The following is a 25,758-nucleotide window of genomic DNA, read 5'->3' on the forward strand; positions in this document are numbered from 1 at the left end:
ATATCCAGCCGCGTGCACGCCACCGTCCGTGGTACCGGCCACGCGTCAGTCCGAGACGGACACGTCGACCGGCCGAGCGCCGGGTGTCATCCGAACCTGGATGTCCCCTGATTGGCGCTTCCCGGTGATAATGACATACGTCACTGTTGTTGTCTCTCCGGGCGATAGATTCACACTTCTCGCGGCAACGGCCAATCCATCGTGAACCTGGGGAGATAGTTCCGTTTTACCGTCCTTTACGGCGGAATTATCAATTCCGCCGCCGGCCGGCGCGTAGACGAGCGACCGCAGGCGGATGCGCCCGGCGTTCCCCTGGTCCGGCCCGGCGATGTAGGTCGGCAGCGACGCCGCCCCCTCGGGGGTCACCAGCGAGCTGTAGGTGACGCTGACCTCGAGCTCGCGGGAGCCGTCGGGACGCGTCCCCAGCTCCTGAACACTGACGGCGGTGTCCAGGTAGTAGCCGATCTTCGCCGCGTCGATCCCCTGCGTGAACACGCCCACCACGGGGGAGGCGTCCTTGACGCCCCGGAGCGCGCCGTCGAGCACCGTCCCCTGGAGCAGGTCGGCCTCCTCGCCGTCCGCCGACCACACCAGCAGCCGGCCCTCCCGCGCCGAGATGGCGAGGGCGTTCACCAGCCCGGTGCCGTCACCGGCTCCCGCGGAGAGCGTCTCGAACGCCCGCCGCGCGATGTCGGCGAAGATCACGTCCTGCCGCGCAGGCGTCTCCGTCTTGTAGATGCCGTTGAGCAGGTAGTCCACGAGCTGGTCGCCCTGCAGCGCACCACCGGGGCCGGCGTCGAACGGCCCCACCACGGCGAGCAGGTCGGCCAGCACGACCGGGTCCACGGAGATGACGCCGCTGACGACCTGGCCTGTCTCCGCCCGCCACATCTCCCGGGCCACCTCCGCCGCCCGCGGGAAGTCCGGGGTGAGGGTGATGTTCTGCATCCAGCGCGCCATCTCCTCGTCGCCGAGGACCAGCTGCTCGTCCTGGGTCAGCTCGACCACCGGGGTCTCGAACGGCCCCACCTGCTGCCCCGGTAGCTGCTGCACCAACGAGACCGCGCCGCCCTCGGCGCGCAGCACCAGCACGGAGCCCACGATGCCCCCGAGCGCGCGGGGCTCAGCGTTGTTCTGCACCAGGACCAGGTAGTCGCGCGGACCGTCCGCCCCGAGCATCGAGGGGATCAGCTGCGCAGCACGCGAGGCGGTCGCGGAGGTGGTCCGGACGTCACCGAGCTGGTTCTCGAAGCGAGTCACGACCTCTTCGACCTGCGGCAGCATGCGTCCGTCGAGGTTCCGCACGCGCTGGAAGGCGGCGTCGATCGACTCGTCCGCGCGGATCACCTGGGGCGCGACCTGCTGGAGCGGCGCCAGGTCGATGCGCCCGTCGGTCGGCACGAACGTGGCCGGGTTGGCGAGCTGCACCACGCCGGCCAGGTCGGGCAGCGGCCCTGTGGCGAGCCCGTCGACGACGTCGGCCACCGTCGACACCGCGTCCACCGTGGGGCCGACGCCCGGCAGCCGGCCGACGACGGACCAGTGCGGCCCGCTCGTCGCGTCAGCCGCCCGCGCAGCGTCCTGCTGGAGCGCGGCGACGGTCCCGTCAAGCCGGTCGGCGCGCCCCGCCACGGCGTCGGCCTGCAGGACCGCGACCTTCGCGGCCGCGTCCTCCAGCGCCCCCCTGGCCCGCAGCGCGTCGACCGCGACCCAGGCGAGCAGGACGAGGAGCACTCCGACGACGAGGGCGAGCGCCCACAGCACTCCACGCAGCGCCCGGCGGCGGGACCGCGTCCAGAAGGGCCGCCGAACCTCGGGCGGCTTCTTCCAGACCTTGTCCGGGCGCACGGGACGCGCCACGGAAACCGGGCGGTCTTGCCCCCGCCCACTGCGCTGACCGGCGGGCGAGAGGACGCCTGGCCCTGCTCCCGGGCTCGTCGTCGAGCCCTTCGGCGAAAGCACCGGCACCTCCGCCCATCGATCTCCCCACCCCGGATGCGTCACCAGACCCCCATCTGCTGGCTCCTTCGCGGAAGCTGTCGTCGACCGAATTTCCCGTTTCGACGCGAGAACTGGTGACAGCAACCGTTACGTTACCTCCGACAGCTCTCTCGCTCTCGCTGAGCGGGAGTTCCGGAGAAAAGACCGATAACTCCGAGCCGTTTACACCCTCGAAACAAACGGAGCGGAGAAGTGCGGCAGAATTCTGCCGACCACCAGTTAGCGCCCGATACCCGACATTCTTCCGGAGCCGTTCATGTCATTCACCGTCCTGGCGGTCTGCACCGGCAACATCTGCCGCTCTCCCGCTGTGGAGTCCCTCCTCCGGCACTCGCTCGACGACTCGGTCCAGGTCACCAGCGCGGGCACCCACGCCGTCGTCGGCTCGCCCGTCTCGCCACCGATGGACGCCCTGCTGACGGCGAGCGGGGTCGACGCGGCGGACTTCGTGGCGCGGCAGCTCACCCCGGCCATCATCCGCGAGGCCGACCTGGTGCTGGCCCTGACCACAGCGCACCGCGCGTGGATCGTGGACCGGGAACCCGCCGCCGTGCGCCGCACGCTCACGCTGCGGGAGCTCGCCCGGCTGACGAGCACCGTGCCACCGGGCACGGTGGCCGGCGCCACCGACGCGGACCGCCTCGCCGCACTGCTCGTCGCCGCGCTGCTCGAGCGCCCGCGGCACGCGGGCCGCCAGCACGACGACGACGTCGTGGACCCGTACGGACGGTCGGAGCGCACGTACCGCGAGTCGTACGGCCAGATCCTGGAGGCGCTGGCGCCGATCCTCAGCGCGGTGCGGCCGGAAGCGGGTTCCGCTGCTCGTACCAGCGCTTCGTGAGGAACCACAGGACGTTCCCGCCGACGAGCGCCACCCCGGCCGCCACGAGCACCACGGGGACGGACGCGCCGACGAGCTTGAGCCCGGACGCGAGAAGAAGGATCGCGAGCGCCCTGCGGAGGAGTCCACCGGGCGCCCGCGAGGAGGCGTGAGCACCGGCCCACGCCCCAGGGATCGCGCCGATCAGCAGGGACGTGGTGAGCCCCAGCGAGAAGTCGCCGTAGAGCAGGTGGCCCAGCGACGCCGCGGCCACCAGCGGCACGGCCTGGACCAGGTCGGTGCCGACGAGCTGGGAGGCCTTGAGCGCCGGATACAGCAGGAGGAGCACCACGATCACCACGGACCCGGCACCCACCGAGGTCATGCCCACCAGGAGGCCCGCGACGGCCCCGAGCAGGGCGGTGGCAACCGGTCGCACCACCACCTCGGGCGCCGTCGGCACGGCGGGACCCTCGCCGAAAGCGGACCTGCTCTTCACCATCTGGAGCACGGCACGCGCCACCAGGCCGAGGGCGGCGATCAGCAGCGCCACGCCGAGCACGATCTGCAGCGCCTCGTCGAGGGAGTCGCCGAACGGCAGTGCCTGGACGAGCAGCGCCCCGCAGAACGCCGCAGGGACCGAGCCGACGCACAGCCACAGCACCATCCGGAGGTTCACGGTGCCGCGCCGCAGGTGCACCACGGCACCGGCCGGCTTCATGAACAGGCTCGCGACCACATCGCTCGATACCGCGGTCAGCGGGTCGACCCGGAAGACGAAGATCAGCATCGGCGTCATCAGAGCACCACCACCCATGCCCGTGAGCCCCACGACGAAGCCCACGAGCAACCCGCCCACGACCAAGCCCGGATCGATGCTCACCGCTCGGACGCTAACCGGTCAGTGGTCACCGGGCATCAGCAGACCACCTGTCGATCACCGGCTGTCGGCCCCGCAGGAATCGTCAGTACGCGCCGCGGCCGGAGAACACCGCGCGCGCCGTCTTCGCGAGGATGAGCAGGTCCTGGAGCACCGTCCAGTTCTCCGCGTAGTAGACGTCCAGGCGGACCGACTCGTCCCAGGACAGGTCGGACCGGCCCGTCACCTGCCACAGTCCGGTGAGCCCGGGCTTCACGAGGAGACGGCGCCGCATCCGCTGCCCGTACTGCTGGACCTCGCGCTCCAGCGGCGGTCGCGGCCCGACGAGGCTCATGTTCCCGAGCAGCACGTTCACCAGCTGCGGCAGCTCGTCGACCGAGTACTTGCGCAGCACGCGGCCCAGCCGGGTCACGCGCGGGTCGGACCGCAGCTTGAAGAGCACGCCCGCCGCCTCGTTCGCCGGGGCCAGCGTGTCCACCTCGCGGTCCGCACCGGCACGCATGGTGCGGAACTTGATCATGGTGAACACCGCACCGCCCTTGCCCACCCGCTTCTGGAAGAAGAACGGCGAGCCGGGGTCGTCGATCATCACGCCGACGGCGACGACGGCGAGCACCGGGAGGAGCAGCACGACGAGCAGGGCGGCGGCTGCCCGGTCCATCACGGCCTTCACCAGGAACTTGGCGCCCCCGAACCGCGGCGGGTCCACGTGCAGGAGGGAGACGCCGGTCGCCGGGGTGACGTGGATGCGCGCACCGGCGACGTCGGCGAGCTCGGCCGTGAGCATGAGGTCCACCCCGGCAGGCTCGAGCTCCCAGCCCAGGCGCCGCACGGCATCGGCCGTCATCGCGTCGGAACCGCTCACCGCGACCGAGGTGGCGCCCACCATGGCCGCCACCTCGCCGGCCTGGCTCAGGTCACCCAGCACCGGCACGTCGAGGATCGTCTCGCCCAGGCTCGCCTCACCGTCGGGTACGCAGAGGCCCACCACCCGGAACCCGTGGTACGGGTGGCGGTTGAGGCGCTCGACGAGCCGCTCCGCCTGGTCCCGGTGCCCGATCGCGACGACGGTGGTCATGCACTCGCCGTGCGCCGCGCGCCGGCGGTGCAGGCGTTTGCGCCACGCGTAGCGCGTGAGCACCAGCGTCACGGCGCCCAGCGGGAACGCGTACAGCAGGTAGGCGCGGGCCTCGCCGAAGTCGGCGAGGAACGCGACGACCGCAAGGATGCCGAACAGCTTCCAGGTCGAGTCGAAGACCCGCTGGTACTCGGTGAACCCGGAGCCGAACGCCCGCGTCGAGTACGCGCGCCCCATCGCGAGCGCGCCGATCCACACGCAGACGACGAGCGCCGAGATCGCCCAGTACCAGGGCCCGAACCCCGCACGGACCGGCGCGGTGGCGAACTGCTGCCAGTGCAGCAGATGGGCCACGGCGACCGCGCCGAGGACGACGAACGTGTCGCTGAGCAGCACGCGGTCCCGGTAGTGCGTCTGCCAGCGGGCCCGCGGCATCGAACGGCGCAGGACACGGAGAGTGGCCTCCGGTGTGGCGACGTGGCGTGTTGCGGGCCACGGGGCGCGGAGGCTTCGTCGCTCGTCCAGTGTCGTCACGATGAGGGTCCTTTCGGGGGCGCGGACGTCTCGGAGCGCGGGCACAGGCAGTTCGGGCATAAGGGCATATACCGGTATGGTCTGCCCAGAAGGGGCGCATGCCATCGTGCGGGCGTTCCGAGCGGGTGGGTCGGAGAAGCGTCGACGGCGGGGCGGCCATCACGATGCTAAGAGTGCGGACCCCTCCGTGCGTGCCGCAGCCGGGGCCTTTCACCCACCGATTCACCCGGCAGTTTTTCGCTCGCTGACCTGCAGTTTCACCCACACGTACCCCTTGCGGGCACCCTCACCGCCGCCGTGGCCACCGAAACCCCAGGCCAGCGGGGAGCGGCTTGCCTAGACTGGCTGGGTGCCGTCCATCGTGAGCCTGCTCGCGCACCCGGAGAAGCGCCGCCCGAGCCCTCCTCCGCCTCGCGCCGACCTGACCCGGGTCGTCCTCCTGGGCATGGGCGCGTGGGCAGTGGCACTCGTCGTCACGCTCGTCCTGTTCGTTCGCGACTCCGGCGGTCTTCTGCCCGTCCTGACGTGCGCCACAGGGCTGCTCCTCGGCGGTCCGGGCCTCCTCTGGGCCCGGCGCCACCGCAACGACCGGTCCGGCTAAGGCTCGTCCCAGGCCGCCTCGGAGGTCAGCGCGTCAGCGCGTCCCGGTTCCCGCAGCGAGGTCTCGAGCAGCAACCGGTCCAGCCCCGACAGCTCGGCGAGCGCCCTGGCCAGTCCGGTCACGCCGGTCGCGTGCGCGGCGCCGTCGGCGGTGAGCCACCACGCGACGTCCCGCCCCTCCACCGTGAGGCGCTCGTGCGCGAACCACGCCTCGGGGAGCGCCGGCGAGAGCGCCCGCACGCTCGGGTCGAGCAGGGTGCGCTCCCCCGCGTCGTCCGGGGGGACGACGTCGTCGTCCTCACCCACGAGCGGCAGGTCCAGCAGGTCCGCGAGCGCCCGGGCAGCACCAGCCGGAGCGGGTACCACGGCGTTCCCGTCGGCCCACTCGAGCTGCGCCCACCGGGCCGAGGCGGCGACCACCAGGTCGTCGGCGCGCTCGACGACCGCCGTGCCGTCGGGCCCGAGCGCGGGGAGCCGGTCGGGCAGCGGGTCCAGCTCGGCGCGCTCGTCGGCCGCCAGTGCGGCCAGGCCCCGCCACAGCGCGAGGGCGACGTGCGCCGGGAGGCGGGCTCCGGCGTCGGGCAGGGTGGTCAGGAGGCTCGGCCAGTCGTCCGGGCCGAGCAGCTCGAGGTCGTCCACGCCGCCCAGGGCGCGCAGGACGGGCTCGTCCAGGCCGCGTGCAGCGGCCGGCGCCGGTGGGAGCAGGGGCACGTCGGCGCGCAGCGCGAAAGGCGCGCCGAGCTCACGGCGCAGCCACCACGCGGTGTACGACGGCGCGCTGCCGCCGCTGTCGGGCGACCGGACCGGGGTGAGGAGGGCCTGACGGGCCGCGGGGTCGGCCGAGATGCGGGCGAGGAGGGCTGCGAGCCCTGGTTCGCCGGCACCCTCGTCGCCTGTCGCGTCGAGGTCCGCGACCGCCTCCAGGTCGCCCACCCAGCTGCCGGGCCCCAGGACGTCGCCCAGGTGGTCCAGGTACTCGTCCCAGGCGGGGAGCCAGCCGGCGGGGTCGTCGGGGCCGGGGTCGGGCTCGTCGCCGGAGTCGGGCACCACGACGTCGCGCACCCGGTAGACCGCGAGGTCAGCCCGGGCACCTGCGGCAGCGAGGACACCGGCGCCCCAGGTGCGCACCACGTCGTCGGACAGCGGGGCGAGCTCCGGCAGGAGCCGCTCCGCGGGGGTGCCGGGCAGGACCGACTCGCGGAGCGCGACCAGCCCGTCGGCGGTGTCGACGGGCAGCTCGCCGAGCCAGAACGGGAGGGCGGCGTCGGCGTCCTCCTCGATCGCGAGGCGGGCCAGGCCCAGGGTCGCGTCCACGACCGCCCACGGGCCCGCGGTCTCCAGGATGCCCGGCCACGCGAGCTCGCCCTCGAGGATCTCCTCCGCCGCGGCGAGCGACGACGCCCGGACCGACGCGTCGTCGAGCAGGGCCCGGGGCGTGGTCGGTACCGCACCGGCCCGGGACAGGACCGGGTGTGCGGCGTCCGGGTGCACCGCCCGCACGCCCAGGACGGCGGTACTACGCCGCAGCAGCTCGTCGGTGGGAAGCACCACCGTGCCGCGCGCCCCGCGGGCCGTCCGGCCGTCGGCGAGCGGGACCGGCGCGCCGGCGAGCGCCTCCAGGACGGCCGGGTCGCTGACGTGCGGCGCGAGGGCGTCGAGCGCCGCACGGACCGTGGCGGGGTCTGCGGGCAGCTCCGCCAGGAGGTCGGCCAGGTCGACGACCCGGGCGCCCAGGCGGCGCGCCAGCGCCTGGTGCCGCCGGGGCAGGGCGACGAGCACCGGGTCGGGCCCGTCCGAGTCGCTGTGGTAGCCGCTGACCGCCGGGGCGAGGGCGAGGGCGACGGCCGGGTCCTCGGCGACGTCCCCACCCAGCAGGACGGCGTCCTGAGGCGCCACGAGCCGCCCGCGCCCGGCCGCCGTGGGTACGCGTATGGTCGCCGGTTCGGCCGTGGAGGCGGCCCTTCGTGCACCCGCAGCGTCGCCGGCCGGGGCGGGCAGGAGCGGCGTGGCGCGGAGGGCCTGCGCTGCAGCCTCGCGGACCGCCGCGTCAAGCTCGCTCGCGGGCAGGCCCGTGGGGACCAGGTCCAGGACGTCGGCCGCGGCGCCGGCCGGGCCGTCCGCGCCGGCCGCCAGCTCGCCCGCAGCGGCCGCCAGCTCGCCGACGAACGCGGCATACGCGCGGCCCGCCTCCGCCGCGAGCCGGTCCGTGGCCGCGCCGGGCAGCACGCCACGGCGGCCGGGGTCCACGGGGAACGACGCGATGAGCAGCGCCGGGAACGACAGCGGCACGTCCGTGGGCGTGGGCGCGTGCAGCACCGGCGGCAGCATGCCCGATGCCGACCCGCGCGGCAGCGCCCACAGGACCGTCCAGCCGGTCCGCTGCGCCTCGACGGGCAGCGAGGGGTCGGGATCCAGCGTGCCGGCCGCGCGGTGGACGAGCCAGCGCGAGCCGGCGTCGCGGAGGGTCCTCCGGGCGGCCCCGGGCCCGACCCCGGGCCTTGCGCCGGGTGCGAGAACAACATTGCGCCTGCTGTCCGGGCCGCCAGCCTGCGCAATGTTGTTCTCGCCGGTCTCTGAACCCTCCGCGCCCTCGGTCTCCACGACGATCTCGTCGAGGGCCGGGAGCGCCAGGAGCAGCGCGTCGTCCACGGCCTGGAGCTGACGGCGCACGGCGGACACCGCGTCCTCGTCGCGCAACGAGAGCTCGACCACGGTGTCGGGCTCGTCGTCGCGCGTGGCGGGGGCAGGGAACGGAAGGCGCAGGACCGGGAGGGAGTCGGGCCGGGACCCGACCAGGTCCCGCACCGGTGCGGGGGCGTCGGCCACCTCGCGCAGCAGCTTCTGCGTCTCCGCGAGCGAGAAGCGGACGCCGCCGGAACGCGAGCGCACCACCACCTCGTCGGACACCGAGCGCACGGCCGCGAAACCCACCCCGAACCGGCCGACGACGGCGTGACCCGGGTCCGTTGCGCTCCCTGCGCCTGACTTCGACGACGCACGCAGGGACGCCAGGGACGCGACCCCGTCGGCGTCGAGGGGAGCACCGGAGTTGCTCGCGACGAGGCGCCAGACGCCGTCCCGCCCCGGTTCGAGGCGCAGCGACAGGCGTCCGTGCGCCCCAGCCCTCGCCGCGGCGTCGGCGGCGTTCTGGGCCAGCTCGACCACGACGCGGTCGCGGTAGTAGCCGCGGGCGTGGTCCTCCTCCGAGTTCGCGTCCTCGCGGAGGCGGGTGGGCGAGGCGAGCCACGCCTCGGTCACCGCGCGCCGCAGCGCGGCGGTGCCGAAGGCGTCGTGGGTCACGCCGTCCCGTCGCTGCCCGACGTCGGCCGGTCACCCTCGCCGGTCTCCGCACCTCGGGCGGTGTCCTGCTCGGCAGCACGCGCGGTGCTGCCCGCGGGAGCCGTAGCCCGACGGCGACGACGCACGGGCGCCGCCGGCTCAGCGGGAACGTCGCCGACGGTCTCGATCGCGGGCTGGGCGGCGGCCGGCTCAGCGACCACCGGTGCGGCCGCAGGATCGGCGGCCGCCGGCGCGGCGGTGGCCGTCACCGTCACCTCGCGCGCCGGCTCGACGATCACGAGCGGCTCGGACGACCGAGCGGTGCTCCCGGCAGGCGCGGTCGCCCGGCGGCGCCGACGCACCGGAGGCGCGGGCTCGGCGACGGGCGCGGGCTCAGCAACCGGCTCGGGCTCCGAGACCGCCTCGGGCTCGACCGGCACCTCGACGGGCTCAGCCAGGACCAGGGCCTCGGCGACGACCTCGGGCGTGGGGGCGGCCACCGGCTCGACCGGTCCAGCGGACACGGGCTGCTCCACCGGCTCAGCGGGCACGACCGGCTCGGCAGCCCGGGTTGCGCGCGTGCGGCGGCGCTTCGGGGCAGGCTCCGCCACGGTCTCGGCAGCAGCGGCAGGCTCGGCCGGCACGCCCGGGGCCTCCGGGGCCTCCGGCGCCTCCGCGGCAGGCTCCGCCACGACAGCAGGCTCAGCCACGACGGCCTCGCCCGCGGGCTCCGCCGGCGCGCCCGCGGGCTCCCCCGCTGCGGCCGCGGCGGCCGGCTCCTCGCCGACCACGGGCTCGGGTGCGCGCCGCGCCCGGGGCGAGCGATCGCCGTCGGGCAGCGTGACGAGCTCGACCCCGTGCTCGTCGATGATCGGCGCGGGCGCCGGCCAGTCGCTGGGCTGGGGGTCCACGTCCGTCTCGGAGTGGGCACCGCAGCCGTGGTCGACGGAGACGACCTTGCCGTCGTCGGGCGACCACGGGTTGGCACAGACCCCGAAGAGCTGGCCCAGCGCGCCCTGCAACGGGATGAAGTACCCGCAGCCCACGCACTCGGCCGCGGACGCGACGGCGCCCGGGGCGGTGGGGCCGCGGGTGCCGCGGTACCAGCGCTCGGCGGCCTCGTCACGACCCTGCGGCGACAGGACGCGGGCACGGGCGAGCGCCAGCTCGTCGATCGCCACCTCGTCCACCTCGGGGTCGCCCGTCGGGACGAACCCCGGCTCGAGGCGCGGGTCGTCCGCGCGGAAGGGCAGGACGTCGCCAGGACCGATATCACCCGGGCGAAGACGCTCGGACCAGGGCAGCCACTCGGGCGCGAGGATCGCCTCGTCGCCGGGGAGCAGCTCCACCTCGCTGACCGTGGCCGACCTGCTGCGCGGGATCCGCGCGAGCGTGACGGTCCAGTGCCAGCCGCGGTAACCCTTCATCGTGGCCGCGAAGCGGTGGGACACCACCCGGTCGTCCTCGAGCGCGGTGCCGAGGTGCTCGCCCACGTCCTCCGGGCGCTCGGCCACCTCCTGAGCCGCCTCGCGGGCAAGCTCGACGGCACCGTTCAGTACGGCGTCACGGCTCGTGCGGGCGCTGACCCGCCGAGCCTGCGAACGCACGGCTGGGACCGCCTCGGCAGTCATGATCACCATGTACGGGCCTCACGTGTGGGGGCCTGAGCGGGCTCAGGCGTCGAAGTCGTCCGCGACCTTGCGCAGCACCTGGGCGAGCTTGGCGGAGTTCGCGGGGTACTTGCCCTTCCGCAGCTGGTCCGCCGTCTTCTCCAGGGTCGGGATCAGGTCGCCGACCAGGACCGCCATGTCGACCGGCGGCATGCGCTTCACCTTGCTGATGGACGGCGCGGGGTCCAGCAGCCTCACCGAGAGGGCCTGCGGCCCCCGCTTGCCGTCCGCCACGCTGTACTCCACCTTGGCGCCCGGCTTGGGCGCGGCGCCCTCGGGCAGCGCGGAGGCATGCAGGAACACCTCGCCGCCGTCCTCGCTGGCGATGAAGCCGAAACCTCGCTCGGTGTCGAACCACTTGACCTTGCCGGTGGGCACTGGAACCTCGTTCGTGCTCGTGGGAATCTCTCGGTGCCCGGCGCGCGCAACACGCGGCCTCGGGCCAGACCTCCAAGGTTACCGGGCTCCTGCTCGCTCCGTCGCATCCATACCGGTCTCTCCGCGGCAGGCGAACGGCGCCGCGAGGTCCGCCGCCGCAACCCGGACGCAACACAGGCGCAACCGACGTGCAGCCAGGGCGCGTAACATCACGTCGATGGCCTCCACGCTGCGCGACCCCGCGCCGTCGGCGCCCACCCGGCACTTCGCCGACGCCCTCCGCGAGCGCCCCGACGGCGCGCTCGTCGCCCTGTTGCGCGCCCGGCCCGACCTCGGTTCACCCTCTCCGTCCACGTTACGGTCGCTCGCTGCGCGGGCGTCGAGCCGCACCTCGCTCGAGCGGGCCCTCGCCCGTGCCGATGCGCTCACCCTCCAGGTCCTGGAGGCGGTGCTCGCTCTCGCGCCGCCGGTCCGGGAGCCTGGTACGCCCGCGGCACCGCCGGGCGCCCGGACCGTCGCCGGGACGCGCGCCGGTCCGCGGGTCACGCCGGGGGCGGTCGTCGAGGCGCTCGGCGCTGGTCCGGAGGAGCGGCAGCTCGTGGAGGCGTGCGTCGAACGCGCCCTCGAGGCGGCGCTCCTGTGGGACGCGACGCCCCCCGGGCGACGACCCGCCGAGCCCGACCTGCGCCCCGCGCCGGGGCTCGACGAGGTGCTCGGCCCGTATCCCGCGGGCCTCGGCCCGGCGGTCGAGCCGTCGACGACGCCCCAGCCCCTCCCCGGCCCCGACGCCCCGGCGGGCGCTCGGGCCGTCCTCGACGCCCTGGCGTGGGGCCCGCCGGTCGGCGTCGTGCCGCCGCCCGGAAGCCGCCCGCGCGAGGCGGTCGACTGGCTGGTCCGCAACGGCTACCTCGTCCGGTCCGACGCCCGCCACGTGCTGCTGCCGCGTGCGGTGGGCCTCGCGCTGCGCGGCGGACGCACCCACCAGCGGCTCCAGGCCCAGGCTCCCCGGCCGGAGGGCCGGCCGGTATCCGCCGCCACGGTCGACGCCGAGGCCGCGGGCGCCGCGCTCGAGATCGTGCGCCGGGTGGGGGTGCTGGTCTCGGCGTGGGACGACGCGCCGGCACCGCAGCTGCGGACCGGCGGGCTCGGCGTGCGCGACCTGCGGCGCGTCGCCACCGCGATGGAGTCGGACGAGGCGTCGGCGGCCTTCGTGGTCGAGCTCGCCGCCCTGGCCGGCCTCGTGGCCGACGACGGCGATGCTCCGCCCGCCTATGTCCCGACCGACGCGGCCGAGCCGTGGTCGACCCTGGACGACGCCGACCGCTGGGCCGTCCTCGCCCGTGCCTGGGCGACCACCCGCCGCACGCCCTGGCAGATCGGCACCCGGGACGAGCGGGGCACGCTCCGCGCGCCGCTGTCCCCCGACCTGCAGCGGCCGTGGGTCCCGCGCCTGCGCGCCCACGTGCTCGAGGTGCTGCAGCCGGGGTCCTCGAGCAGCGAGGACCGCACGGCGCTCACGACGGCCGAGGTCCTCGAGGTGCTGACGTGGCGCACGCCGCGCGCGGTGCCGCCCGAGCGGGCCGTCGACGGCCTGCTCATGGAGGCGTCCTGGCTCGGGGTGACCGGCGCGGGCGCCCTGTCGGCGCCGGGCCGGTCGCTGCTGGAGACGGTGATCCAGGAGCCCGAGCAGCCACCTTCGGACGGTGGCCGGATCGCGGCCGTGGACCGGGTTGCCGCCGCGGTGCGGGAGATCCTGCCCCACGAGGTGGACGAGATCCTGCTGCAGGGTGACCTGACGGGGATCGTGCCCGGGCGGCCGTCGCGCGAGCTGGCCCGCCTGCTGGAGCAGACGTCGGAGACAGAGTCGCGCGGGGCGGCCACCACCGTCCGGTTCACGGCGGCCTCGATCACCCGCGCGCTGGACCACGGGGCCGACGCCGACGGCCTGCTCACGGAGCTGGCCCGGCGTTCGCCCGTGCCGCTCCCCCAGCCGCTGGACTACCTCGTGCGCGACACCGCCCGCCGGCACGGCGCCGTCCGGGTGGGCTCAGCGGGCAGCTACCTGCGGGCCGCCGACCCGGTGGTGCTCGCGGGCCTCGAGAACGACCCGTCCCTGTCGTCGCTGGGCCTGGTCCGTCTCGCGCCCACCGTCCTGGCGGCGGCCGCCGACGCGGGCGAGCTGCACGAGGCCCTCCGGGCGCGCGGGATGGTGTCCGCCGTGGAGGGCCCGAACGGGCAGGTCGTCGACGTACGACGCATGACGCGGCCCCGCCGGGCAGTCCCGGCCCGGCGTTCCGCGCTGGCGCTGGCCTCCGGGCGGGCGCCCGCGGAGACCGTGACGACCGAGCCGGACTACGCCGCCCTCGTAGCAGGCCTGCGCGCCGTCGACGCGTCGGCAGGGGACGCGGCCCAGTCCCGGGCCGCCGCCCGCGAAGCGGCCCGCAACGCCACGGCGACGGTGCTGCGGTCGGCGGAGCCCGCAGTGCGGCCCGCCCCTTCAGCGGCGCCGGTTGCCCCCGCCCCGGCAGTGCCGGCGGCGCAGGCGGCTCCACCGGCTGCCGCCCCCGTCCTCGAGGATCCGGTCCCCTCCGCCGAGCCGGTCGCCGAGCGCGGCTTCGGTCGCTACTACCCGACCGCCCCCGCACCCGGGGCGGGCGGTGCACCCGGGGGCGCGACCGGCGTCGGGCAGCCCGGGGCGGACGACGCGTCCGCACCCGACGTGACCACCGCCGCACCCGCCGGGGGAACACAGCACCCCGCGGACGCGTTGGCGCTTCTGCGTGACGCCATCCGGGACGGCCGCACGGTCCAGGTGGACCTGGTGGGCCGGGCGGGAACCCTGGAGCGTCGCGAGCTCAGGCCGCTGCGCCTCGACGGGGGGCGCCTGCGCGCGGTGGACCCGCTGCGCGAGGCCGAGCTGACGATCGCCGTGCACCGCATCGCGGCAGTGGAAGCCTAGGAGGCTGCATGACCGACGGGCCGCTCATCGTGCAGAGCGACAAGACGCTCCTGCTGGAGGTCGACCACCCGCGCGCCGGCGAGGCGCGCCGGGGCATCGCGCCCTTCGCCGAGCTGGAGCGCGCGCCGGAGCACGTCCACACGTACCGGCTCACGCCGCTCGGGCTGTGGAACGCACGTGCCGCGGGGCACGACGCGGAGCAGGTGGTCAACACCCTCCTCGAGTTCTCGCGCTACCCGGTGCCGCACGCTCTTCTCGTGGACGTCGCCGAGACCATGGCTCGGTACGGGCGGCTGCAGCTCGCCACGCACCCGGTGCACGGCCTCGTGCTCACCGCTACGGACCGCGCGGTGCTGGCCGAGGTGCTCAAGTCCAAGCGGACCGCCGGCCTGGTGGGCGAGCGCATCGACGACCTCACGGTCGTGGTGCACCCGTCTGAGCGTGGTCACCTCAAGCAGGTCCTCGTGAAGCTCGGCTGGCCCGCCGAGGACCTCGCCGGGTACGTCGACGGCGAGAAGCACCCCATCCAGCTCTCCCCGACCGTGCCCGGCCGCACAGCGGGCGAGGCGCCCCGCGAGTGGTCGATGCGCCCGTACCAGGAGCACGCGGTCGACGGGTTCTGGCACGGCGGGTCGGGCGTCGTGGTGCTGCCCTGCGGCGCCGGCAAGACGATCGTCGGCGCGGGGGCCATGGCCAAGTCGGGCACCACCACGCTGATCCTCGTCACCAACACCGTGTCGGCCCGCCAGTGGCGCGACGAGCTGGTGCGGCGCACCTCGCTCACCGAGGACGAGATCGGCGAGTACTCGGGCGCCCGCAAGGAGATCAAGCCCGTCACGATCGCGACCTACCAGGTGCTCACCACCAAGCGGAAGGGCGTCTACACGCACCTCGAGCTGCTCGACGCCCGTGACTGGGGCCTCGTGGTCTACGACGAGGTGCACCTGCTGCCGGCGCCGATCTTCCGCATGACCGCCGACCTGCAGGCCCGCCGCCGGCTGGGCCTCACCGCCACGCTCGTGCGCGAGGACGGCCGGGAGGACGAGGTGTTCTCGCTGATCGGCCCCAAGCGGTACGACGCGCCGTGGAAGGACATCGAGGCCCAGGGCTACATCGCGCCCGCCGACTGCATCGAGGTGCGGCTCACGCTGCCCGAGAGCGAGCGGATGATCTACGCGACCGCCGAGCCGGAGGACAAGTACCGGCTCGCCGCCTCCGCCACGGGCAAGAAGCGCGTCGTGGAGCAGATCGTGGCAAAGCACCCGGACGACCAGGTGCTCGTCATCGGGCAGTACCTCGACCAGCTGGAGGAGCTCGCGCAGCACCTCGACGCGCCGCTGATCACCGGGGCCACGACCGTCCGCGAGCGCCAGCGCCTGTTCGAGGCGTTCCGCTCGGGCGAGATCTCCCGGCTCGTGGTGTCCAAGGTGGCGAACTTCTCCATCGACCTGCCCGAGGCGTCCGTCGCGATCCAGGTCTCCGGGTCGTTCGGGTCCCGGCAGGAGGAGGCGCAGCGGCTGGGCCGCGTCATGCGTCCCAAGGCCGACGGGCGCACCGCGCACTTCTACGCGGTGGTGGCGCGCGACACCGTCGACCAGGACTTCGCCGCCCACCGGCAGCGGTTCCTCGCCGAGCAGGGGTACGCGTACCGCATCGTCGACGCGGAGGACCTCGGCAGCGAGCAGGAGGAGCCGGCGGCCTGACCGGCTCGACCGCGCACATCACTTCGGCACTTTGTCGTCGGTTCGGCACTTCGAAGTGCCGAACCGACGACAAAGTGCCGAAGTGATGTGCGCGCGCCGCGCCTCAGAGGATGTAGCGCAGCGGGTCGAACTCGTCGATCGGGATGATCCGGACGCGGGGCAGCATGGTGGTGAACGCGTCGGCGTCGCCCTCGAGGTCGAACATCTCGAGGCCCTGCTCGGTCAGGTCCGCGAAGCGCGCGTTGACGAACTCACGGAAGCCGAGGAGGCCGACCCGTCGGCCGTCGTCGTCGAGAAGGGTCTCGATCTGCGGCAGGAAGTCGCCGTCGTGGCTGGCGAGCAGCACGTCGCCGGGGCGCCCGGCCAGCGCGTCCAGCGTGCGCTGGATACCGACGTCGACAACCTTCTCGGCACCGTTCGCGGCCAGCGGGATGGGCCGGTAGCCCATCGCCAGCAGCGCCTGGACGAACGGCATGGGCATCTGGCCCGACGTGGCGTTGAGGAAGAACAGCGGGACGACGTCCTGGGCCCACACCTTCTCGGCGAACGCCGAGATGCGGTCCCATCGTGGACGCTCCTCCGGCGCCGGCCGGCGGCCCAGCACGTTCATCCCGAGCGTGGCGTCGATGTTCTCGCCGTCGACGATGAGGTACGTGCGACGCGGGGTCGCGATGGCCTGGGATGACGGTGCCGACATGGACCCCAGCGTATCTGTGGTTGTACTTTGGGCGACCGTGTCTACGGAACAGAACCCGCGCATCACGGTGATCCAGAGCTCACCCGACGTGCCGATGGACCTCTTCGCCGCCCGCTGGGGCGCGAATGTCCGGTTGATCCTTGCCTTCGCCGGTGAGAACGTTCCCACGGTGGATCAGGTGGGGGACGGCCTCGTGGTGCTGGGCGGCCAGATGTCGGCCTACGACGACGCCCTCGCGCCCTGGCTCCCGGCCACCCGTGCGCTCCTCGCCGACGCCGCCCGGTCGGGCGTGCCGACGCTCGCCATCTGCCTCGGCGCCCAGCTCCTCGCCGTGGCCGGAGGCGGCGCCGTCCAGGTCGCTGCCCCGCCCGGCCGCGAGGCAGGCGTCGTCGCCGTGCGCTGGCGCGACGCCGCTGCCGCCGACCCCGTGCTCGGCCCCGTCGTCGCCGCGGCGGACGGCCCCCGGGCGACCATCAGCCGGTTCGTGAGCATGCACGCCGATGCGGTGGTGGAGCTCCCCGCGGACGCCGTCTGGCTGGGCGCCTCCGCCATGTATCCGTTCCAGGCGTTCCGCCTCGGCTCGGCGCTCGGCGTGCAGTTCCACCCGGAGGCGTCGGTCGAGCTCGCGCTGCGCTGGGCCGCGGGGCACGACGACGTCGACCCCGTCGCCCTCGCCGACGACCTCACCCCGCAGGCCGCCGAGCTCGCGGCGACCGGCGAGGTGCTGGCCGACGCGTTCCTGGCCCAGGTGCAAGCCCACGCCGCCCGGCCGAGGTAGCAGTCTCGGCGGAGGGGCTACTCCTCGTACGCGTCGACCGGGGCGTCCTGGACGGCCCCGCTCCGGGAGCCGGCGGTGACCTCGGGCGTGACCGGCGTGGGGCTGAGGGCCGGACCCGACGTGGACCCTGCCTTGAGCGCGGCGAGGCGTGCCTCCAGCTCCACCTCGTCGTCGCTCGCCTCGAGCTCCGCGAACTGTGCCTCCAGGGACGCCCCGGCGATCTCCGCCTGGCCCATCGCGAGCGCCTCCTCGCGCCGCACGGCGTCCTCGAAGCGGGACAGCTCGCTGGTGGGGTCCAGCACGTTGATCGACGAGATGGCGCCCTGCACGGTCTGCTGTGCCTCGGCCGACTTCTGCCGTGCCACGAGCGAATCGCGCTTGGAGCGCAGCTGGCCGAGCTTGTCCTTCATGGACGTGAGGCCCGACTTGAGCTTCTCTACGGTCTCGCGCTGCGAGGCGATCATCGGCTCGGCCTGCCGGACCTCGCCCTCGGCATCGAGCTGCTTGCGCAGCGCCACCTTCGCCAGGGCGTCGAACTTGTCGGCGTCGGCCGTGTTGCCGGCGTTCCGCAGCTCGTCTGCCTTGCGGGACGCGGCGACGGCCTTGTTGCCCCACTCCCGCACCGCCGACACGTCCTCGTTGTAGTCCTGCTCCGCGAGGCGCAGGTTGCCGATCGTCACGGCGACGGCCTGCTCGGCCTCCGCGATGCTGTTGGTGTAGTCGCGCACGAGCTGGTCCAGCATCTTCTGGGGGTCCTCGGCCCGGTCGAGGATCGCGTTGATGTTCGCCTTGGCGAGCTGTGCCACGCGGCCGAGGATGCTCTGCTTCTGGGCCATTTTGACGCCTTCCTAGGTTGCCTTGCGGTGTCTTGCCGTTGCCCTGCGTTGTGTCAGAACCGCCCGCCGCGCGACCGGCCACCGCGGCCGCCGGCCGACCGGCCCGACGAGCGCCCGCCGCCGAAGCCACCGCCGCCGAACCCGCCGCCGATGCCGCCCGAGCGGGACCGGGAGCGCCCGCCGCCGAGGCTGCCGCCGAACCCGCCCCCGCCGAACCCGCCCGACCAGCCACCGCCGCCGCCTCCGCCGCGGAGCAGGGAGTCGAGGAGGATGCCGCCGAGCACCATGCCGCCCATGTTCGAACCGCCGCCTGCGGTCTGGGGGCCGGGCTGCGACCACGTCTCCGTGTCGCGCTGGGCGAGCTGGGCGGCCTGCTGGGCCAGGGAGTCGGCCTGCTGGGCGCGCTGCAGCGCCGCAGCAGGGTCTTCCGCCTGGATCGCACGCGCCTCCCCGACCAGGCGGATCGCCTCGGCGAGCCGCGTGCGCGCCTCGGGGCCGACGGCGTTGCGCCGGGTCGCGATGAAGTCGTTCGTGGCGCGGATCTGTGACTCGACCCGGCCGAGGGTGTCGCGCAGCAGGGCAGACGCCCGCGCCCGGGCCTCGGCGTTCTCCCGGGACGGGGCGAGCGCGTTGTCCAGCGCGGCCTCCGCGGCGGCGACCCGGCTGAGCGCGGCGAGGGGGTCGCCTCCCGCGCGCGCCTCGCGGGCCTGGTCGGCGGCGGCCTGCGCCTCGGCGGCGGCCGCCGCGACCGCGGGGTCGGAGGGCGCCAGGCGTCCGGCGTCGGCGATGTCCTGCGAGATGGAGGCGATCGCCTTGTCGAGCCGCGGCCCTGCCGAGGCGAGGTCCTCACCGGCGGAGCCCACCGCGTCGAGCAGCGTCACGGCCTGTCCGAGCGCGTTCTGGGCGCCCCGCGCGTGGGCCACGGCCACGGACCGGTTGCGCGCGGTGAGTGCCGCCCGGCCCTGCGTGACGGCGTCGAGCGCGTTCCGGATCAGGGCTTCCGCCTGGTCGGGGTTGGCCGAGACGGACGCGAGCGCCGTCGCGGGGTAGGTGGCGCCGAGGGTCTCGAGCGTCTGCCGGGCCACGGCAACGCGGGCCGAGATCTCCGCGGACCGCTTCTCCACCTCGTCCAGCACCTCGGGAGCACGCTCCTGGAGCTTGCGCAGGTCGTCGAACGCCGCGGTCTGCGCGTCGAGCGCGTCGGCGGCGCCGTCGCACAGGCCGATCACCCGGGTGAGGAGCTGCCGCCGCTCGGGCTCGGTCTCGGGGACCTCGTCGTCCAGCTGCTGCCGCAGCGCGAACGCCTGCTGCACGTCGGCCTTGGCGGTGGCCAGCACCTCGCCGAACTCGCGGGTGGCCTCCAGCCCGAACTCGGCCTGGGCGAAGCCGAGCTCCTGCTCGGACGTCTTCACCGCGTCGTCGATGCCGACGAGCGCGGAGGATGCGCGCCGGTCCAGCTCCTCGGTGGGCAGGGCAGCCAGCTCGTCGGGCGACGGGCCTGACGGCGCGGCGGGCGCGGCGGAGCGCTTGCGCGCCCGGTACACCCCGTAGCCGACGGCGCCCAGGGCGGCGACGCCCGCGGCCCCGCCCACGATCGCGCCGGTGCTCACACCCCCGCCGCCACCGGTGGACGCCTCGAGGGCGGTGTCCGCGGCCACCACCGCCGCACCGGCCCAGTCGTCCGCGCGGAGCCGGTCCTCGGCCGCTGCCTCGATCTCGTCGATCTCGCTGTCCGTGAGGTCGACGTTGACGTCGACGGAGAAGCCGTAGACGCGGTCCTCCGTGGCGACGGCGAGCAGCATGTCGTCCACGCCCAGCCCTGAGTTGTTGGCCGTCGCGTTGGCCCAGTCGACGGGGTCGGCACCGTCGAAGCTCGCCACGTAGACCACGAAGAGCTGGAGGCTGGACCCCTCGGCGAGCCGGTCGAGCGCGGCCTGGACGTCGGCGGTGTCCTCGTCGGACAGCGCGTCCACGTCGTCCGTGATCTCCGAGCCGAGCACGAGCGGCGGGGACGCCGGCAGCACGTCCGGCATCGTCGCGGCGTTGGCCGAGGAGAGCAGCGCCGGCACAGGCGACGGCGTCGCCTCGTCCGACGGCGCCGCGACCGCGCCCTGGGTCCCGGCGAGCGACGCTGCCGCGCCGGACAGGACGACGACGGCCGTGGCTGCCCAGGTGGCCGCGGTGCGGCGCGCGGGACGGTCCGTATGGTCGGCGGGGACGGAAGGAGCGCTGGAGGCTGACACGCCCCGATCGTCGCGCCCACGCCCCGCCGACGCAATCGGAGATCGGCATTCAGGTAACCCCCAGCCAACCCCAGGCAACCTCCAGACTGCGGGCGCACACTGGAGACATGTCGACTCCCGAGGCACGACTGGTCGTCGTGGACGACGAGCCCAACATCCGCGAGCTGCTCTCCACGTCCCTGCGGTTCGCGGGCTTCGAGGTGCACGCCGCCGCCGACGGCAACGGAGCGCTCCAGCTCGTGCGCGACCTCGAGCCCGACCTCGTGGTGCTCGACGTGATGCTTCCCGACATGGACGGTTTCACCGTGACCCGCCGGATGCGGGAGACCGGCCGGCACACGCCCGTCGTCTTCCTCACCGCCCGCGACGACACGCAGGACAAGGTCCAGGGGCTCACCGTGGGTGGCGACGACTACGTCACCAAGCCGTTCAGCCTCGAGGAGGTCGTGGCCCGCATCCGGGCCGTGCTGCGCCGCACCGGGGTACCGGCCCCGGACGACACCGCGGTGCTCCGCGTCGGCGACCTCGAGCTCGACGAGGACTCTCACGAGGTGCGGCGCGCCGGGGTCGAGATCGACCTCTCCCCCACCGAGTTCAAGCTCCTGCGCTACCTGATGCTCAACGCCGGCCGCGTCCTGTCGAAGTCGCAGATCCTCGACCACGTGTGGCAGTACGACTGGGGCGGGGACGCGAACATCGTCGAGTCCTACATCTCGTATCTGCGGCGCAAGGTGGACAACCTGGCGGTCCCGTCGGCCGACGGCCAGGCCACCTTGCCGCCGCTGATCCACACCAAGCGGGGCGTGGGATACCTCCTGCGCCCCCCGCAGACCACCCGTGCCTGAGCGCAGCCTCCCGGGGACGCGCCGGCCCGGGCGCGTGCCCAGGTGGCTCGGCGCCATGCCCCTGCGGGCCCGCCTGGTCGCGATCATCGTGCTCCTGCTGGCGACCGGGCTCGTCGTGGCGTCGGTCATCACCCGGACGGTGGTGTTCAACTACCTGGTGGGGCAGGTCGACACCCAGCTCAAGTACTCCGCGCTCGAGGTGGCGCAGGCCTCCCTCAGCAACCCGGCGGAGAGCACGCTCCCCAGCGACTACTACGTGCTCGCCCGGACCACCAACGGCTCGGACTACACGCTGAGCTGGGGTCCCGCGGCCCAGCTCTACGGCGAGCCCACGATGCCCGCCGTCACCACGGAAGAGGCCGTCGAGCGTCAGGGCGAGCCGTTCACCGTCACCTCTCAGGGCAGCCACAAGGCCGGCGAGTGGCGCGTGGTGATGTTCCCCTACCGGGACTGCGGGGTCTGCGAGATCGGCGGCACGGCGTTCGTGGCACTCCCCCTCTCGGGCATCAGCAAGACGGTGTCGTTCCTCGCCCGGGCTCTGGCCTTCACGGGCCTGGGGATCGTGGTGGCGGGCGGGCTGGCCGCGTGGCTGCTCGTCAAGCGGTCCCTGCGGCCCCTGCGTGAGATCGAGGAGACCGCCGCCGACATCGCCGCGGGCGACCTCTCGCGCCGTGTCCCGGCGGTGCCGTCGTCCACCGAGGTGGGCTCGCTCTCCGCGTCGCTCAACACGATGCTCGCCCGGATCGAGCAGGCCTTCTCCGCCCAGGAGGCGTCCGAGGGGCGGATGCGCCGGTTCGTGTCGGACGCGTCGCACGAGCTGCGGACCCCGCTCGCGACCATCCGTGGCTACGGCGAGCTCTACCGGATGGGCGCGCTCGACAGCCCCGAGAAGGTCGACGACACGATGGGCCGCATCGAGGACGCCGCCCGCCGCATGGGCACCCTCGTGAACGACCTGCTGGTGCTGGCCCGGCTCGACGAGGGCAGGCCCGTGGCGCACGAGCCCGTGGACCTCGCCGCGCTGGCCCGCGAGTCCGCCCAGGACCTGCACGCCCTCGATCCCACGCGCGACGTGCGTCTCGCCCCCCTGTCGTCCGGCGAGGTCCCGGAGTCGGTCGTGGTGACGGGCGACGCCGACCGGCTCCGCCAGGTCCTCACGAACCTCATCGGCAACGTGGCGCGCCACACCCCCGCCGGGTCCTCCGTCGAGATCGCCCTGGGGACCGTCGACGGCGACGCCGTGCTCGAGGTCCGCGACCACGGCCCAGGCGTCACCGAGGAGCAGGCCCAGCGCATCTTCGAGCGGTTCTACCGGGCCGACTCGTCCCGGACCCGCGAGTCGGGCGGCTCCGGCCTGGGTCTGGCGATCGTCGCGGCGATCGTGGGCGCGCACGACGGCCACGTCGGCGTCATGCCTACCCCCGGCGGCGGGCTGACGGTCCGGGTGCGGCTCCCGGGGGGAGCCGGACGAGGGCCGACGGCGGACACGACCGTCCGGCTAGGATGATGCGCCGTCCCCAGCCTGGCCATCGGTCGTACGCTGGAGAGAGACGACTGCACCCGAGCCGAAGGCCTGATACTCATGGGCGTCTTGCACGACGCACCACAGTGGTTCCTCTCGTCGTTCGTCCGTAGCGCCGTCGGGGCGGGCGCCACCGCACCGGAGGAGGAGATCCGCCGGGTGGGGCAGGCCCTGATCGACCGCTGGTCGGCCGAGAACCGCCACTTCCACAACCTCCGTCACCTCGCGGCCGTGCTGCACCGCGTGGACGAGCTCGCCCAGGAGACGCACAAGCCCGAGCTGGTGCGGCTCGCCGCCTGGTACCACGGGGCGGTCTTCGACGCCGAGCGCAAGGCCGCCTACGCGGCGAGCGGTGGCGAGCAGACGCACGAGAGCGCCGAGCTGGCCCGTACCGACCTCGTGAGCCTGGGCGTTCCCCAGGCGTCGGCGGACCGCGTGGCGCACCTCGTGAACGGCCTCCTGCGGCACGCCCCGGACCCCGCCGACTTCGACGCCGCAGTGCTCAACGACGCCGACCTGGCGATGCTGGCCGCGGAGCCGCAGCGCTACAAGGAGTACACCGCGGACGTGCGGGCCGAGTACGCCCACGTCCCGCTCGAGGACTACCTCAACGCGCGCATCAAGATCATCGGCAAGCTGCTCGCCCGCGAGTCGCTGTTCTTCAGCCCGATGGGCGCCGCGTGGGAGGAGCCCGCGCGGCAGAACCTCGACGCCGAGCTGCACCGCCTGACGAAGGAGCAGCGCAAGCTCCAGCAGGCGGGCTGACCGCCCCCACGGGACCTCCTGGCCCGGGCGCCGACCACAGCGGCGTCCGGGCCCGCTCTGTGCACAGGGGCCGCCACAGCGCCGCCCGACGTCGTCCTGGGCTGGCTAGCGTCGGCGGAGTCCGGACGGTCCGGGCGGGGCCGGGTCGCCGGCCCGGGGAGGGGGCGTGATGAGGTTCGAGGTCGACAGCGAGCAGGTGGGCCTGGCGAGCGCGGCGGTGGCAGGCTCCGTCGCCGCCGTGCGGGCGGAGGTCGGCGGGCTGATGCGCAACCTGGAGGGCCTGCAGGGCAGCTGGCACGGCGGTGCGGCGACGGCGTTCTCCGGCACGGTGGGCCAGTGGCGGGCCGCGCAGGCCCAGGTGGAGACGGCGCTCGACGCCATCCAGGCGGCCCTCGCGGCGGCCGCGCAGACCTACGCGGACGCGGAGGCGCAGGCGACGCGGCTGTTCAGCTGACCGTGCCCCGCACACGACGGAGGCCGCCTCCCCGAGGGGGAGACGGCCTCCGTCGTCAGCGAGGGGCCGGACTCAGAAGTCCATGCCGCCCATGCCGCCGTCGCCACCCGGGGCCGGGGCGTTGCGCTCCGGCTTGTCGGCCACGACGGCCTCCGTGGTGAGGAACAGCGCGGCGATCGACGCGGCGTTCTGCAGCGCGGAACGCGTCACCTTCACCGGGTCGTTCACGCCCGCGGCGAGCAGGTCCTCGTACACGCCGGTCGCGGCGTTGAGGCCGTGACCCGACGGGAGGTTGCGGACCTTCTCCGCCACGACGCCGCCCTCGAGGCCGGCGTTGATGGCGATCTGCTTGAGCGGGGCCGAGATGGCGGCGGCAACGATCTGCGCACCGGTGGCCTCGTCACCCTCGAGCTCGAGCTTGGCGAACGCGATGGCGCCGGCCTGGATGAGGGCCACGCCACCACCGGCGACGATGCCCTCCTCGACGGCAGCCTTGGCGTTGCGCACGGCGTCCTCGATGCGGTGCTTGCGCTCCTTGAGCTCCACCTCGGTGGCCGCGCCGGCCTTGATGACGGCGACGCCACCGGCCAGCTTGGCGAGGCGCTCCTGCAGCTTCTCGCGGTCGTAGTCGGAGTCCGACTTCTCGATCTCGCTGCGGATCTGGTTCACGCGACCGGCGATGAGGTCGGCGTCGCCGGCACCCTCGACGATCGTGGTCTCGTCCTTGGTGACGACGACCTTGCGCGCCTGGCCGAGCAGGTCCAGCGTCGCATTCTCGAGCTTGAGGCCCACCGTCTCGGTGATGACCTGGCCGCCGGTGAGGATCGCGATGTCCTGGAGCATGGCCTTGCGGCGGTCACCGAAGCCCGGAGCCTTGACGGCGACGGACTTGAAGGTGCCGCGGATCTTGTTCAGCACCAGGGTCGCGAGAGCCTCGCCCTCGACGTCCTCGGCGATGATGAGCAGCGAGCGGCCCGACTTCATGACCTGGTCCAGGACCGGGAGCATGTCCTTGACGTTCGAGATCTTGGACTCGACGATCAGGACGTACGGGTCCTCGAGCACGGCCTCCTGGCGCTCGGGGTCCGTCTCGAAGTAGCGCGCGAGGAAGCCCTTGTCGAAGCGCATGCCCTCGGTGAGCTCGAGCTCCAGGCCGAAGGTGTTCGACTCCTCGACCGTGATGACGCCCTCCTTGCCCACCTTGTCGAGGGCCTCGGCGATGAGCTCGCCGATCGCGGGGTCACCGGCGGAGATGGCGGCCGTAGCAGCGATCTCCTCCTTGGTCTCGATCTCCTTGGCGGCGTTGAGCAGCTGCTCGGTCACAGCCTCGACGGCCTTCTCGATGCCGCGCTTGACGGCGATCGGGTTGGCGCCGGCGGCGACGACGCGCAGGCCCTCCTTGACGAGCGCCTGAGCGAGGACGGTCGCGGTGGTGGTGCCGTCACCCGCGACGTCGTCGGTCTTCTTGGCGACCTCCTTGACGAGCTCGGCGCCGATCTTCTCGAACGGGTCCTCGAGCTCGATCTCCTTGGCGATGGAGACACCGTCGTTCGTGATCGTCGGCGCGCCCCACTTCTTGTCGAGCACGACGTTGCGGCCCTTGGGGCCGAGGGTGACCTTGACGGTGTCTGCGAGGACGTTGAGCCCTCGCTCCATGCCCCGACGAGCTTCCTCGTCGAACGCGATGATCTTGGCCATGGGGAAAAATCCTCCGCT

The 25,758-nt window shown here is 74.0% G+C and carries 19 protein-coding genes; 9 read left to right on the forward strand and 10 right to left on the reverse strand.

Going from position 1 to position 25,758, the window contains the following annotated elements:
• Window positions 1-45: 45 nt before the first annotated feature.
• The gene (locus AC060K_RS11180) at window positions 46-1,848 is read right to left on the reverse strand and encodes a DUF4012 domain-containing protein (protein ID WP_483765503.1); all 1,803 of its coding nucleotides are present in this window, start codon (window positions 1,846-1,848) and stop codon (window positions 46-48) included.
• Window positions 1,849-2,257: 409 nt separating this feature from the next.
• On the opposite strand from AC060K_RS11180, the gene AC060K_RS11185 reads away from it, so the two are divergent.
• Entirely contained in the window at window positions 2,258-2,842 is a 585-nt protein-coding gene (locus tag AC060K_RS11185; RefSeq protein WP_483765504.1) for an arsenate reductase/protein-tyrosine-phosphatase family protein, read from the forward strand.
• Here AC060K_RS11185 and AC060K_RS11190 read toward each other — a convergent pair.
• A complete protein-coding gene (locus tag AC060K_RS11190; RefSeq protein ID WP_483765505.1) occupies window positions 2,790-3,704 on the reverse strand; it encodes a sulfite exporter TauE/SafE family protein in 915 nt (304 codons plus the stop codon). The two genes, AC060K_RS11185 and AC060K_RS11190, sit on opposite strands and share 53 nt — an antisense overlap.
• An 82-nt stretch (window positions 3,705-3,786) precedes the next feature.
• Window positions 3,787-5,313: a sugar transferase gene (locus tag AC060K_RS11195; protein WP_483765506.1), complete on the reverse strand. Its 1,527-nt coding sequence runs from the start codon at window positions 5,311-5,313 to the stop codon at window positions 3,787-3,789.
• A 349-nt stretch (window positions 5,314-5,662) separates the two neighbouring features.
• Here AC060K_RS11195 and AC060K_RS11200 point away from each other — a divergent pair, with 349 nt between their 5' ends.
• Complete coding sequence (locus tag AC060K_RS11200; RefSeq protein ID WP_483765507.1) at window positions 5,663-5,914, forward strand: DUF2530 domain-containing protein; 252 nt, start codon at window positions 5,663-5,665, stop codon at window positions 5,912-5,914.
• On the opposite strand, the gene AC060K_RS11205 is transcribed toward AC060K_RS11200, so the two are convergent.
• The 3 genes from AC060K_RS11205 to AC060K_RS11215 are packed head-to-tail and all read right to left on the reverse strand — an operon-like array spanning window position 5,911 to window position 11,240.
• Window positions 5,911-9,213 carry a sacsin N-terminal ATP-binding-like domain-containing protein gene (locus AC060K_RS11205; protein ID WP_483765508.1) on the reverse strand — a complete coding sequence of 1,101 codons (3,303 nt, stop codon included), beginning with the start codon at window positions 9,211-9,213 and terminating at the stop codon, window positions 5,911-5,913. The genes AC060K_RS11200 and AC060K_RS11205 overlap by 4 nt on opposite strands.
• Entirely contained in the window at window positions 9,210-10,832 is a 1,623-nt protein-coding gene (locus AC060K_RS11210) for a DUF3027 domain-containing protein (RefSeq protein WP_483765509.1), read from the reverse strand. Before AC060K_RS11210 ends, AC060K_RS11205 begins: the two co-directional genes overlap by 4 nt.
• Window positions 10,833-10,865: 33 nt before the next feature.
• Window positions 10,866-11,240: a cold-shock protein gene (locus AC060K_RS11215; RefSeq protein ID WP_483765510.1), complete on the reverse strand. Its 375-nt coding sequence runs from the start codon at window positions 11,238-11,240 to the stop codon at window positions 10,866-10,868.
• 217 nt (window positions 11,241-11,457) lie between these two features.
• Here AC060K_RS11215 and AC060K_RS11220 point away from each other — a divergent pair, with 217 nt between their 5' ends.
• Both AC060K_RS11220 and AC060K_RS11225 read left to right on the forward strand, forming a co-directional pair.
• On the forward strand, window positions 11,458-14,199 hold the full coding sequence (locus AC060K_RS11220; RefSeq protein WP_483765511.1) for a helicase-associated domain-containing protein: 2,742 nt from the start codon (window positions 11,458-11,460) through the stop codon (window positions 14,197-14,199).
• Window positions 14,200-14,207: 8 nt separating this feature from the next.
• Entirely contained in the window at window positions 14,208-15,902 is a 1,695-nt protein-coding gene (locus AC060K_RS11225) for a DNA repair helicase XPB (RefSeq protein ID WP_483765512.1), read from the forward strand.
• Window positions 15,903-16,005: 103 nt separating this feature from the next.
• Here AC060K_RS11225 and AC060K_RS11230 read toward each other — a convergent pair whose 3' ends face one another.
• Entirely contained in the window at window positions 16,006-16,599 is a 594-nt protein-coding gene (locus AC060K_RS11230) for an NYN domain-containing protein (protein ID WP_483765513.1), read from the reverse strand.
• A 37-nt stretch (window positions 16,600-16,636) separates the two neighbouring features.
• Here AC060K_RS11230 and AC060K_RS11235 point away from each other — a divergent pair, with 37 nt between their 5' ends.
• Window positions 16,637-17,377, forward strand: a complete 741-nt coding sequence (locus AC060K_RS11235) for a type 1 glutamine amidotransferase (protein WP_483765514.1) — start codon at window positions 16,637-16,639, stop codon at window positions 17,375-17,377.
• A gap of 17 nt (window positions 17,378-17,394) precedes the next feature.
• Here AC060K_RS11235 and AC060K_RS11240 read toward each other — a convergent pair whose 3' ends face one another.
• Both AC060K_RS11240 and AC060K_RS11245 read right to left on the reverse strand, forming a co-directional pair.
• Entirely contained in the window at window positions 17,395-18,213 is an 819-nt protein-coding gene (locus tag AC060K_RS11240) for a PspA/IM30 family protein (protein ID WP_483765515.1), read from the reverse strand.
• 53 nt (window positions 18,214-18,266) lie between these two features.
• Window positions 18,267-20,456 (reverse strand): TPM domain-containing protein, encoded by a 2,190-nt coding sequence (locus tag AC060K_RS11245; protein WP_483765516.1) that lies wholly within the window; start codon window positions 20,454-20,456, stop codon window positions 18,267-18,269.
• A 107-nt stretch (window positions 20,457-20,563) separates the two neighbouring features.
• Here AC060K_RS11245 and AC060K_RS11250 point away from each other — a divergent pair, with 107 nt between their 5' ends.
• From AC060K_RS11250 to AC060K_RS11265, 4 genes are all read left to right on the forward strand, one after another.
• Complete coding sequence (locus AC060K_RS11250; protein ID WP_483765517.1) at window positions 20,564-21,301, forward strand: response regulator transcription factor; 738 nt, start codon at window positions 20,564-20,566, stop codon at window positions 21,299-21,301.
• Window positions 21,294-22,808, forward strand: a complete 1,515-nt coding sequence (locus AC060K_RS11255; RefSeq protein ID WP_483765518.1) for a sensor histidine kinase — start codon at window positions 21,294-21,296, stop codon at window positions 22,806-22,808. Before AC060K_RS11250 ends, AC060K_RS11255 begins: the two co-directional genes overlap by 8 nt.
• Window positions 22,809-22,883: 75 nt before the next feature.
• Entirely contained in the window at window positions 22,884-23,588 is a 705-nt protein-coding gene (locus AC060K_RS11260; protein ID WP_483765519.1) for an HD domain-containing protein, read from the forward strand.
• A 169-nt stretch (window positions 23,589-23,757) separates the two neighbouring features.
• The gene (locus AC060K_RS11265; RefSeq protein WP_483765520.1) at window positions 23,758-24,042 is read left to right on the forward strand and encodes a WXG100 family type VII secretion target; all 285 of its coding nucleotides are present in this window, start codon (window positions 23,758-23,760) and stop codon (window positions 24,040-24,042) included.
• Window positions 24,043-24,114: 72 nt separating this feature from the next.
• Here AC060K_RS11265 and groL read toward each other — a convergent pair whose 3' ends face one another.
• Complete coding sequence (gene groL / locus AC060K_RS11270; RefSeq protein WP_483765521.1) at window positions 24,115-25,740, reverse strand: chaperonin GroEL; 1,626 nt, start codon at window positions 25,738-25,740, stop codon at window positions 24,115-24,117.
• Window positions 25,741-25,758: the final 18 nt, after the last annotated feature.

The organism is Antribacter sp. NEAU-D49 (genome assembly GCF_057158775.1).

What these genes read in the sequence shown, in the direction of transcription:
- AC060K_RS11185 (WP_483765504.1), top strand. Translation starts at nt 2,258, where the DNA reads ATGTCATTCACCGTCCTGGCGGTCTGCACCGGCAACATCTGCCGCTCT.
- AC060K_RS11210 (WP_483765509.1), bottom strand. Translation starts at nt 10,832, where the DNA reads ATGGTGATCATGACTGCCGAGGCGGTCCCAGCCGTGCGTTCGCAGGCT.
- AC060K_RS11220 (WP_483765511.1), top strand. Translation starts at nt 11,458, where the DNA reads ATGGCCTCCACGCTGCGCGACCCCGCGCCGTCGGCGCCCACCCGGCAC.
- AC060K_RS11225 (WP_483765512.1), top strand. Translation starts at nt 14,208, where the DNA reads ATGACCGACGGGCCGCTCATCGTGCAGAGCGACAAGACGCTCCTGCTG.
- AC060K_RS11230 (WP_483765513.1), bottom strand. Translation starts at nt 16,599, where the DNA reads ATGTCGGCACCGTCATCCCAGGCCATCGCGACCCCGCGTCGCACGTAC.
- AC060K_RS11240 (WP_483765515.1), bottom strand. Translation starts at nt 18,213, where the DNA reads ATGGCCCAGAAGCAGAGCATCCTCGGCCGCGTGGCACAGCTCGCCAAG.
- AC060K_RS11250 (WP_483765517.1), top strand. Translation starts at nt 20,564, where the DNA reads ATGTCGACTCCCGAGGCACGACTGGTCGTCGTGGACGACGAGCCCAAC.
- AC060K_RS11260 (WP_483765519.1), top strand. Translation starts at nt 22,884, where the DNA reads ATGGGCGTCTTGCACGACGCACCACAGTGGTTCCTCTCGTCGTTCGTC.
- AC060K_RS11265 (WP_483765520.1), top strand. Translation starts at nt 23,758, where the DNA reads ATGAGGTTCGAGGTCGACAGCGAGCAGGTGGGCCTGGCGAGCGCGGCG.
- groL (WP_483765521.1), bottom strand. Translation starts at nt 25,740, where the DNA reads ATGGCCAAGATCATCGCGTTCGACGAGGAAGCTCGTCGGGGCATGGAG.